11 protein-coding genes are annotated in these 10,948 nt (G+C 61.9%); 6 read left to right on the top strand and 5 right to left on the bottom strand.

Going from position 1 to position 10,948, the window contains the following annotated elements:
• Position 1 precedes the first annotated feature (1 nt).
• Together nodI and ACOCG7_RS13680 are read left to right on the top strand one after the other, a co-directional pair.
• Positions 2-916, top strand: coding sequence for a nodulation factor ABC transporter ATP-binding protein NodI (gene nodI, locus ACOCG7_RS13685; RefSeq protein ID WP_421375912.1), 915 nt, complete (start codon positions 2-4; stop codon positions 914-916).
• Between the two features lie 4 nt (positions 917-920).
• Positions 921-1,709 (top strand): ABC transporter permease, encoded by a 789-nt coding sequence (locus ACOCG7_RS13680; RefSeq protein WP_154872863.1) that lies wholly within the window; start codon positions 921-923, stop codon positions 1,707-1,709.
• Positions 1,710-1,853: 144 nt separating this feature from the next.
• Here the strand turns inward: ACOCG7_RS13680 and ACOCG7_RS13675 are convergent, their stop codons facing one another.
• The 3 genes from ACOCG7_RS13675 to pdhA are packed head-to-tail and all read right to left on the bottom strand — an operon-like array spanning position 1,854 to position 5,035.
• A complete protein-coding gene (locus ACOCG7_RS13675) occupies positions 1,854-2,969 on the bottom strand; it encodes a dihydrolipoamide acetyltransferase family protein (protein ID WP_073430699.1) in 1,116 nt (371 codons plus the stop codon).
• 4 nt (positions 2,970-2,973) lie between these two features.
• Positions 2,974-3,954 (bottom strand): alpha-ketoacid dehydrogenase subunit beta, encoded by a 981-nt coding sequence (locus ACOCG7_RS13670; protein ID WP_073430700.1) that lies wholly within the window; start codon positions 3,952-3,954, stop codon positions 2,974-2,976.
• The gene (gene pdhA, locus ACOCG7_RS13665; protein WP_154872867.1) at positions 3,947-5,035 is read right to left on the bottom strand and encodes a pyruvate dehydrogenase (acetyl-transferring) E1 component subunit alpha; all 1,089 of its coding nucleotides are present in this window, start codon (positions 5,033-5,035) and stop codon (positions 3,947-3,949) included. Before pdhA ends, ACOCG7_RS13670 begins: the two co-directional genes overlap by 8 nt.
• 613 nt (positions 5,036-5,648) lie before the next feature.
• Here pdhA and ACOCG7_RS13660 point away from each other — a divergent pair.
• Positions 5,649-6,122: a YbhB/YbcL family Raf kinase inhibitor-like protein gene (locus tag ACOCG7_RS13660; protein ID WP_073430703.1), complete on the top strand. Its 474-nt coding sequence runs from the start codon at positions 5,649-5,651 to the stop codon at positions 6,120-6,122.
• 224 nt (positions 6,123-6,346) lie between these two features.
• On the opposite strand, the gene ACOCG7_RS13655 is transcribed toward ACOCG7_RS13660, so the two are convergent.
• Positions 6,347-7,327, bottom strand: coding sequence for a GlxA family transcriptional regulator (locus ACOCG7_RS13655; protein ID WP_073430704.1), 981 nt, complete (start codon positions 7,325-7,327; stop codon positions 6,347-6,349).
• A gap of 103 nt (positions 7,328-7,430) precedes the next feature.
• Here ACOCG7_RS13655 and ACOCG7_RS13650 point away from each other — a divergent pair, with 103 nt between their 5' ends.
• The 3 genes from ACOCG7_RS13650 to ACOCG7_RS13640 all read left to right on the top strand — a co-directional run bounded on the left by ACOCG7_RS13650 (position 7,431) and on the right by ACOCG7_RS13640 (position 9,696).
• Entirely contained in the window at positions 7,431-8,105 is a 675-nt protein-coding gene (locus ACOCG7_RS13650) for a DUF1326 domain-containing protein (protein ID WP_200799521.1), read from the top strand.
• Between the two features lie 71 nt (positions 8,106-8,176).
• Positions 8,177-8,929 (top strand): DUF2182 domain-containing protein, encoded by a 753-nt coding sequence (locus ACOCG7_RS13645; RefSeq protein ID WP_421375908.1) that lies wholly within the window; start codon positions 8,177-8,179, stop codon positions 8,927-8,929.
• A gap of 164 nt (positions 8,930-9,093) precedes the next feature.
• Positions 9,094-9,696, top strand: coding sequence for a carbonic anhydrase (locus ACOCG7_RS13640; RefSeq protein ID WP_421375906.1), 603 nt, complete (start codon positions 9,094-9,096; stop codon positions 9,694-9,696).
• 83 nt (positions 9,697-9,779) lie between these two features.
• On the opposite strand, the gene ACOCG7_RS13635 is transcribed toward ACOCG7_RS13640, so the two are convergent.
• Positions 9,780-10,817, bottom strand: a complete 1,038-nt coding sequence (locus ACOCG7_RS13635) for a GlxA family transcriptional regulator (RefSeq protein WP_073430708.1) — start codon at positions 10,815-10,817, stop codon at positions 9,780-9,782.
• Positions 10,818-10,948 lie beyond the last annotated feature (131 nt).

Here is a 10,948-nt window from a genome sequence, read left to right as displayed (position 1 = left end):
CATGGTCTCACCTGCGATCGAGCTAAATAGAGTCGTCAAGACGTATGGCGGCAAGACGGTTGTCGATGCGCTGTCGCTGACGGTGCCGCGGGGACAATGCTTTGGACTTCTCGGACCGAACGGGGCGGGCAAGACCACGACGATGCGCATGCTGCTGGGGATGGCCCCTGCGGATGCGGGCACGATCGCCGTGCTCGGCAGCCGGATTCCCGCGTACGCAGATCTGACGAGGACACGCGTTGGCGTGGTGCCGCAATTCGACAATCTCGATCTCGAGCTTTCGGTGCGGGAGAATCTGCTCGTGTTTGGCCGCTATTTCGGCATGAGCGCACGAAAAATCGCGTCGGTGATCCCTGAGCTGCTGGAATTCGCGTGCCTCGAAAGCAAGGCCGACGCCCGGGTTGCCGAGCTGTCGGGGGGCATGAAGCGACGTCTCACGCTCGTGCGCGCCTTGGTCAACGATCCGGATTTGCTGGTCCTCGACGAGCCGACGACGGGGCTCGATCCGCAGACGCGGCACCTCATCTGGGGGCGCTTGCGTGAACTGGTGGCACGCGGCAAGACAATTTTTTTGACCACGCACTTCATGGAGGAAGCCGAGAGGATGTGCGATGCCCTGTGTGTGCTCGAAAAGGGGCGAAAGATCGCAGAAGGAAGACCGAGCATCCTGATCGCGGAGCAGATCGGCGCCGATGTCATCGAGATATACGGCCCGACGCCGCCTGGACTGCGCGCACGAATCGCTCCCCACGCGGCGCATATCGAATCCGCTGGAACCACGCTGTTTTGCTACGCACCCGACGTCGAGGCGGTTCGACGCGAACTACGCGGCTGTGCCGGACTGCGATTCGCACAGCGGCCCGCCAATCTCGAAGACGTCTTCCTGCGTCTGACGGGCCGGGAACTGCGGGACTGAACCCATGAGCGATTCGCGCCTGCCCGTGTGGCCAAGGAATGCCTGGAACTGGGGCGCCGTTTGGCGCCGAAACTTCCTGGCCTGGAAGAGGCTGGCATTCGCCTCCATGGTCGGCAGTCTCGCCGATCCGATGATGTATCTTTTCGGGCTCGGCCTGGGCCTTGGAGCCATGGTCGGGCGCGTCGACGGCACGTCGTATATCGCGTTTCTCGCAGGCGGCATGGTCGCATCGAGCGCGATGCTGACGGCAAGCTTCGAAACGATCTACGCGAGCTTCTCTCGCATGCACGTTCAGCGCAACTGGGACGCGATCCTGCACACCCGGTTGACACTCGGCGACGTCGTGCTGGGCGAAGTCGTGTGGGCCGGTAGCAAGGCGCTGTTGTCCGGCACCGCAATCATGCTGGTTTCGGCAGTCATGGGTTACTCCGCGTGGCCCGCAATGCTCTTCTCCTTGCCCATCATTGCCATTACCGGCCTGGCTTTCGCGGCCCTCGCGATGATCGTGGTTGCGGTCTCGCCGAGCTACGACTACTTCGTCTTTTATCAAACGCTCGTATTGACGCCGATGTTGTTCTTCTGCGGCGGCGTGTTTCCAATCGCTCGATTGCCGCATGGTTTTCGGCAGGTCGCGGATCTGCTCCCGCTCACTCATGCGGTAGCGCTCATCCGTCCGCTCATGCTCGGACGTCTCCCCGATGAGGGCTGGTGGCACGCGGGGTCGCTCTGTGTGTACGCGCTGTGCGCGTTTCTCCTCTCGACCGCGCTCCTTCGTCGGCGTCTCATGCGCTGATCAGAAGCGCGCGAACGCATTTTCGAATGGTTGAGTCTTTTCCCGCTTTATCGCGGTGGAATTGACCGGCAGGGGACGCACTGAGACAGCGGATCATCAGCCATGAAGCCGCCGATGCGAGAGCATCCAAACACGCGAGCACGGCTACTGCGCCATCCGCAGATCCGCCATCGTCGCCGCAAGAAAACGCGCCGCCTCGCCACCCGTGACGACCCGATGGTCGAATGTCAGACTCAGCGGCAAGATCCGATGCACGGCGGGAACGCCGGCTACCGCCACGACCTGCTCGTGAATGCGGCCGGCTCCGAGAATCGCGACCGTGGGCGGCACGACAATTGGAGCCGCATATTTACCGGCGATCATGCCGAAGTTCGATAGCGTGATCGTATTGCCGCGCAGTTCTTCCGGTGGGATCCTGCGTGCCCGGATGTCGGCTCGCATCCGGTCGAGCCCGCCGCGCAGATCCGCTGCGTCGCGATGCGCGACGTCGCGCAACACCGGCACGAAGAGGCCATCCGGCAGATCGACCGCGATGCCGAGATCGATCTTCTCCAGCACGTGGCGCCGCCCCGTGTGTCCCTCGAACCATGCGTTGAGCCCCGGCTCGGCGCGGCATCCGGCCACGAGCGCACGGATCAGCCGGATCGTGACATCGGTATGCGGCGGCCATGCCTCGATGTCGGCGTCGTCGATGACGGTCGCCGCCGCCACTTCGCTCTGCGCGCGCGCCATGTTCTGCGCCATCGCGCGCCGCACGCCGCGCAGCACTTCGGGTGGCCCGAGCGCGGCGAGAACCTTCTCGACGCGCTGCACGTCAGCCGCCGTGACGACACCGTCCGGCCCCGATGGCGTCACCATCGCCAGATCGATATCGAGCTTGCGCGCGAGCGCTCGCGCCGCCGGGACCGCCTTGATCACGCCGGCACCCGCACCCGTGCCGCCGCCAGGCGCCGCCGGCGCTTCGCGCACCACATGCTGGCCGACCTCCATGTGGCCGACCACGGTGCCGGCATCGGCTTCGTCGCTTTCTCCTTCGAATGCGGCGAGCGGCGCGCCCAGATGCACGACGTCGCCCGGCTGGCCGAACAGCTTCGCGATACGGCCGGATTGAGGCGATGGAATCTCGACGATCGCTTTCGCCGTTTCGACCGACAACAGGGGTTGATCCGCGCGAACCTCGTCGCCGCTCGTGACGTGCCACTCGACGATCTCCGCTTCCTGCAAGCCTTCTCCGAGATCGGGCAGTTTGAAGACTTTCATGGCTTCACGACGCCTCCAGAGTCTGCCTGGCCGCGGCGACGATCCGCTCCGTGCCTGGCATATATTGATTCTCGAGTCTGTACAGCGGCACCACCACGTCGTATCCGGTGACGCGCTGCACCGGCGCGAGCAGCGAGTACAGTCCGCGCTCGGCGATATTGGCGGCAATTTCCGCGCCGACCCCTCCGGCTCGCGAGCCTTCGTGCACGATCACACAGCGTCCGGTTTTCGCCACCGACGCGAGAATGGTGTTCATGTCGAGCGGTTTGAGCGTCGCCACGTCGATCACCTCGACCGTCACACCTTCCTGCGCAAGCAGATCGGCGGCGGCCTGCACTTCCTGCAATGCGCCCCCCCAGCTCACCATGGTGAGATCCGACCCAACGCGCAACGTCAGGCAGCTATCGAGCGGCAACGCTTCGCCGTTATCCTCGACTGGCTGCCTGAAGAGCCGGTAGAGCCGCGTCGGCTCGAAGAAGATCACCGGATCCGGGTCGCGGATCGACGCGAGCAGCAAACCATACGCGCGTGCAGGAGACGACGGTGTCACGACGCGCACTCCGGGGATGTGGGCGAACAATGCTTCAGGGTTTTCGGAATGATGCTCCGGCGCGTGAATCCCCGCGCCGCACGGCGCACGAATCACGAGCGGGCACGTCAGCCGTCCGCGGGTTCGGTGCCGCAGACGCGACGCGTGATTCAGAACATGATCGATGACCGGATAGATGAACCCGCTGAACTGGATCTCCGCGACCGGCTTCAAGCCCATCGCCGCCATGCCGATCGCGGTGCCGGCGATGCCGGTTTCAGCCAAGGGCGTATCGATCACCCGCTGCGCACCGAATCGCGCCTGTAAGCCGATCGTCGCGCGGAACACGCCGCCGTTCACGCCGATATCCTCGCCGAGCAGCACGACGTCTGGATCGTGCGCCAGTTCGTAGGCGAGCGCCTGATTCAGCGCTTCGACCATGTTCAGATCAGCCATGGCGGTTCCCCGCGGAAGGCGCGAATCGCTGCGCCATCGCCAGTTGCTCACGCATCGCCAACGGCAAGGTCTCATACAGATGATCGAACATGGCGGAGGTGTCCGGCGGTGGTTGCGCCAGATACGCGTCGACGGCCTGCTCGACCTGCGCAAGACACGCGCGGCCGAGTTGCTCGTCCTGCGCCTTGTCCCAGACGTTCGCGCGCATCAGGTAAGTTCGCAAGCGCAGCAACGGTTCGTACGTCCATTGCTTGCTGAGGTCCTCGGCGTCGCGATAGCGTGTCGCGTCGTCGGCTGTCGTGTGATCGCCAAGGCGATAGCTGAGCGCTTCGATCAGCGTCGGGCCATCGCCGCGGCGAGCCTTGGCGAGCGCCGCGTGGACCATCTGATGCACCGCGATCACGTCGTTGCCGTCGACCTGCAGCCCATCGATTCCCGCAGCAATCGCTTTTTGCGCGAGCGTTTGCGCGGCGCTCTGGCGGCTGCGTGGCACGGAGATCGCCCACTGGTTGTTATTGACCACGAGAACGAGCGGAGCCTGCCAGACACCGGCCATGTTCATTGCCTCGTAGAAGTCGCCCTTGGACGTGCCGCCGTCGCCGAATATCGACACCGCGACGCGCGGTTCGCGACGCAACTGGAACGCGTAGGCCGCGCCGGCGGCATGGCATACCTGCGTGCCGATCGGCACACAGTTCGGGAAATCGTGGCGGGGCACGCTGAAGTCGCTGCCGCGTTCGTCGCCGCCCCAATACAGCAGACTTTCCGTCATGGTGACGCCGCGCAGCAATTGCGCCGCGTGATCGCGATACGAAGGAAACAGCACGTCGTCAGGCTGCATTGCGCTGGCGACGCCGACACCAATCGCCTCCTGGCCGACTGACGATGCGAAGGTGCCGAGCTTGCCGGTACGCTGAAGCGCAACCGCCTTCGTGTCGAACGCCCGTGTCAGCACCATCGCGCGATAAAGGGGAATCAGCGCCGTCGGGTCCTGTGCGAACGCAGGCAACGGCTGGACAGGCTCACCGTCGGGGCCAAGGTATTGCGTGTAGCCGATATGAAAACTGGCAGTCGCGGTCATGACCGCCCTCCATGTTCATTCAGATATCGTATCCGTGCCGGAGTTCACGTGCATGAGCGCTACCGCACGAACACGGCTGCCTTGCGCACTCGAACCGCAGCGCGTGCGAACCCGATTCTGGACGATGCCGGCGTGCACAAGGGGGCTACGGGCTCGCCTCGTTATTCACAGGCAGCAAGTGAGCCGGGCATACGAACCGACCCCAATGCACGATTGCCGCGTTGCATCATCGGATGAATGGCACGCGCCATCGATTGAGTGTGCCCGGTGTGTGTATTGCGGCTCCGCGGATGCCTGCCATAACCGATACCGGGACCGATACACGGCAATCGCCTCGCACCGCCACTTTTGTTCGCGCGGAACTTATGTCACGATAAAAGTCTCGCTTCGATTTCCGTCAAGACTCGCGCAGAGCGCGCACCGACGAACGGCTGCGGTCACGGACAAGGTACGAAGCGTGGCGATGAGCGACTTCAACGTGCTGAACACCACCTCGAGAGCTTTGAACAAGGCGGCTTGGACTTCGGCCCCGCGTGGCCTGTTGGCACTCTTGCTCATCACCTTGATCTTCCCACCGGGCCCGGCATCCACTGTTGCCGCCGAGGAGCGCGCCATGACTCTCACGCTGACGTCGCAAGCCTTCCAGCAGAACGGGGAGATTCCCCCACACAATACCTGCCAGGGCGCCGATGTTTCCCCGCCGCTCACGTGGTCCGGCGTGCCTTCGAACGCAAAAAGCCTGGCGCTGATCGTCGACGACCCCGATGCGCCGGACCCGGCCGCGCCGAAAATGACTTGGGTACATTGGGTGCTTTACAACATCCCGCCGACGGCCATCGGGCTATCCGAGGGCGCTGCTGCGGGCGGATTGCCGCGCGGCACGCTCGAAGGCACCAATGACTTCAAACGCGCTGCTTACGGCGGCCCGTGCCCGCCAGTGGGACGCCACCGCTATTTCCACAAGCTGTATGCGCTCGACACCGTGCTGCCCGATTTGAAAAGCCCCAGCAAGGCGGCGCTCGAAAAGGCCATGCAGGGGCACTTACTGGCGCACGCCGAACTGATCGGCACCTATCAGAAGCGATGAGCGAAAGCGTTGTTGCATAACTCGCGTTTGAAGACGACGCAACTCCGACATGGCTGACTTCATGCAAATTCGCACGCGTGAAGATCAAGACGCGAACATCCGCCTCGATTTTCGGAGATGCGGCAGTGATTACTGACGGATCGCGAAGACGTGTTCGTTCGCCGGATCGGGGGGGCCTAAAGTCTGGTCGTTTGCTCTGCTTTTGGGCGCACGCCGCGGCCGTTCTAGCGCCGAGTGACGCTGAACCGTCGGCGAAACTCACCGGGGGTGAGCCCCGTGACTCTGATGAAAATCTTGCGAAACGCGCCGGCGTCTCCGTAGCCCACTTCCCATGCAATCGTCTCGATGCTCGACGTCGTGAACTGCAGCCTTTCGCGCGCTTTGCCGACGCGCAACTGCTGACAGTAGTCGATGGCCGTCAGCCCCGTTGCCTTCCTGAATCGTCGCAGGAAGGTTCGCTCTTCGAGTCCGGCAGATGAGGCGAGCGACGCAAGAGTGATTTCTTTGGCCCCGGTAGCCTGGAGCCAATGCTGCGCTTTCAGCACGGCGGCGTCGCCGTGGGTCAGGTTCGGGGAGAAAGCGCTGTAATAGCGTTGCTCGCGCCCGGGAGGATCCACCAGAAGAAACCGAGCCGTCTCGGCCATGATGGTCGGCCCCAGAAAACGGTCGACCAGCTTCAGACCCAGGTCGATCCATGCCATCAAACCGCCGGCGCAGATAATATCGCCATCATCGATGATGAGCCTGTCGATATCGAGGCGCACATCTGGAAACCGCGTGCGGAAGATGTCGGCGTGAGCCCAGTGCGTCGTCGCCGTCCGTCCGTTGAGAAGCCCTGTTTCAGCCAGCAGGAAAGCGCCTCCGCACATGGAGCCGAGCGTCGTCCCCGTCTGATGATGTTCGACTAACCAGTCAACGAATGGCGCCGCGTCGTCGTGACTGATCTGTCCGCCAAGGCTTGGCGGCAACAGAATGACTGCAGGTGACCTGTCTGCATTTTCGCCCTTGCCAGAGTCTCTGACAGGTGCCTTGCCGCGTGTACGGGTTCGCCACTGACTGACCAGCAGAAGGGCCGATCCCTCACTGTGACGTTGCGCGACGAAGCCATTCGCGACTTCGAACAGGTCACTCAGACCATGTATCGCCGCGAGTTGCGCGCCCGGATAGTGGACGATGCCAATTTCGATTGTCGGATGTAAAGCCATGTGTCGGTATTGCCACGTTTAATGTCGATTTCGACACTGGTGATGATCCTGCGCGAGCCTCATGATGTCCAGACTTTTCCGTCGTCAACCAGAGGGGCGTGCAATGGCAGATCAGGTAGCTGAAAGCGTGATGGCGATTCCGGAGTGGCGGATCGCCGGCGAGTGGTTAGACGTGTGCTCGTGTAACACACCCTGTCCCTGCACCTTCGCGCAAGCTCCGACCGGCAATCACTGTGAAGTGCTATGGGCGTACAGAATCAATGAAGGCTACTACGGCAAGACGCCGATGGCGGGCCTGAAGGTGGTCCTCCTTTCCGGCTTTACCGGAAATCTTTGGGATGGCGCCAAGCTCGAGACAGGGGTGTTCTTTGACGAAGCCGCGAACGAGGATCAGAGGCGGGCGCTCGTGGCGATCTTCACGGGCCAGGCTGGAGGTTGGATGACACAGTTCGTGCCGGCCAAGGTAAGCGCGGTGCGGGGCGTGGAGTTCGCCAACATCTCGGTAGAGATCGACGGCTCGCTGGAACACTGGAGCGTGACGGTGGGCGACAAGGTGGATGCGAGCGGCGTCGCGCTGAGCGGGCCAACCTCGGATCCGACGAAACGGCTGCAAAGCTTCAACCCGCCGGGCAGCGAAGTCGGTCCGACCGACGGAGCCGTGACGTGGGGCAAGAGCGTGAATGGCCGTTGGAAAGGATTCGGCTTTGACCAGAACATCCCGGCGGGTCAGGCGAGCAAGCATATCCCGTTCGACTGGCATGGTCCGGACGCGCCATGAGGGCCGTTCCTTCCTTATCGCGATCAGCGGTGTCCGCGTTAGGCCGGGGCCAACCCGTACTCGGCTGGACGATGGTCGTCCTGCTAGCCAGCCTCGCAGCCTGGCTCGGCGTACTGGTATTCATGGCCGGCATGGACGAGGGACCGGGAACGCCGCTACACAACTTGCCGGCCTTTCTCGTCGGCTGGGTAGTCATGCTGACCGCGATGATGCTGCCGTCGGAATTGAATTACGTCGCGGCATTCGCGGCAGTGCTCAGGTCGCGTAACGGGGTATCGGTCGCGCCTGTGCGTCTCGTCGCCAGCTTCATTGCAGGCTACGGCGTCGCGTGGATCGCCTACGGCCTTGCCGCATACCTCCTGGATTTGCTGGTTCGAACTATCAGCCCGGAAATGATCGCGTGGAATCGCGCGGGTCCGTACATTGCCGGGACGGTGTTGGTCATCGCTGGTGTCTATCAGATCTCGTCCCTGAAGCATGTGTGCCTGACGGGATGCCGCACGCCTCTTTCGTTTTTTGGGCGCTACTGGCGGGAAGGTAGCGCGGGCGCCGTTGCCATGGGTGTCCGGCACGGCCTGGTATGCGTCGGCTGCTGCTGGGCTTTGATGGCAGTGATGTTCGCGGTCGGCGTCATGAGCCTCACCTGGATGGCATTGCTGACACTGTTTATGTTCGCTGAGAAGGTTTTGCCCAAGGGCGAGAAGCTGGCAATTCCAATCGCCAGCTTTCTCTGGGCAATGGGAATCTGGATTGCGGTGTCGCCCGCGACGGCGCCGCTGCTCAAAAATCCCATGATGTTTGCCAGTATATGCCAGGGGAACTGATCGCAGGCAACTGCGCTTCGTTTGAACCACGATAACTTGGCGGGTATCGAGAGCACAACTTCATTCGCGCTGAAGGACGAACGCAGTGTCGGCAGCGACCGCGTGTCAAAGTCACAGCGCTCTTACTTTGCAGTCACACATCATTTTGGAGCAGGAAAATGACGATGAAGTACAGCGAATTTGAATTCAGGACGCAACCCTGGTTTGACCAGGATAATTTTCAGGGCTTCAACGAAGTCATCCCGATGAAGACGATGATCATCTGCTGTTTCGATCCGCGAGCGTCGGAAGTACCCCAGGTGGTCGCCAAACATTTCGGTAATGAGATTTACCCGGGCGAGAACATTCTTGACGAACGTGGCAACAAGATCGGACATACCCGGACGCTGTTTGCTGTTTACTGCGCGGCAGGTCGTGCCGCGTCAGGTTTGCAGTCGGCCGCAACGATGGACTACCTGTTCAGCGTGCAGAACATCGTCGTCGTCCACCACTCATTCTGCGGCGCCACGGCCTTCAGGCCTGACCAGCTCATCGGGAAGTACCACGACTGCCATCACACCGACATCTCGACGATGTTCGATCACGATAGTCTCGCGATCATGAACTATGAGGAATCGCTCAGGCACGACGTGAAGCTGCTTCGCGACAGCCCTGCCGTGCCGAAACATATCAAGCTGTATGGCTTTTTCTACGAGATCAACAGCGGTGAGTTGATCGAGGTCGTGCGCGACGTGCCGTCTCGCGACGGTACCGGGCGTATCGCCTGATACTTTTCTTGAATCTGCTCGTCTTCTGCCATCGAAGCACGCGCGCGGGTATCGCACCGGCAGTGCAGGATAAGCAGCTAATGTCAACCGGACTGCATCGGCTCGGCGCTTTTGCCGAAGCGCCGAGCGTACTCTGTGGGGCTCACGCCGAAGCGGCGTGTGAATGCCTTCCTTAGCACGTCGACGCTGTGGTAACCGTTCCGACGACAGACGTCGTGCATCGATCGCTCGCCAAGCGCAAGTGAACGGCAAACGGATTCCAGCCGGACGTTTTCGACATATCTTGCGGGCGTGGTCTGCAATTCTCGTTGAAACATGCGTATCAACGTTCTGACGCTCGTTGAAGCTCTGGCTGCCATGACCTCGACTGTGAGATCCATATGCAGATGCTCACCGATCCAGAGGCATAACTCGCCGAGACCTGGGCTGTGCGCGCTCTGTGACTGAAGTGCGAAGCTGAACTGCGCCTGTCCGCCGGGGCGACGGAAGAACAGGACCAGATTCTTCGCAATCTCCAAGGCGAAGTCATTTCCCAGATCTTCGCTGACCAGCGAGAGCGCGAGGTCGATTCCAGACGATATGCCGGCCGACGTGTACACATTGCCGTCTTTCACCCAGATAGGAGCCGGGTCGACCCGTACCTTGGGATAGCGCTCCGCCAGGCGCCGTGCCACGCCCCAATGCGTCGTCGCCCTGCGTCCGTCCAGCAGGCCTGCGGCAGCCAGGGCGAATGCTCCAACACATATGGAGCACACGCGACGTACTGTCGGTGAGCGGGTCCGGATCCAGTCTATCGCTGCCTGATCGATCTGTTCGAACGTCCTGGAGCCCGCAGTCACGAGTAAGGTATCAATCGGCTTGTTCGCATGACCCTCCTGCTCGAGCGTGCTATGGCCTTTGAGGCCAATACCTGTTTCGCTGTCCAGGTGCACATCAACCGCTGAGCAAACCAGTTCCAGCACGTATGGGGCAGATTCACCGCCGTGCAGTTGATTCGCCCAGGCGAATACTTCCGCTGGACCGATCACGTCGAGCGCATCCACCGGTGGCAGACCCAATATGACGACGCGCTTCTGTCCCGGCTCTGCAGGCGGGGCGACCGGTTTCGTCCGTTTTCTCATTGAAAGAGGCGCTGCGTATCGGGACATAGGGAGAACGATTGTGGCAGAAATCGTCCGCGATCTGTCAATTGAGCTATTGACGAACCGCCTACACTGGATCGCTCTGTAAGTTCGCATGACCCGGAGGGTAT

Origin of the sequence: Paraburkholderia sp. DD10 (assembly GCF_049177125.1) — a bacterium.
Classification (GTDB): domain Bacteria; phylum Pseudomonadota; class Gammaproteobacteria; order Burkholderiales; family Burkholderiaceae; genus Paraburkholderia; species Paraburkholderia terricola.
This window is presented reverse-complemented; position numbering and strand designations above follow the sequence as displayed.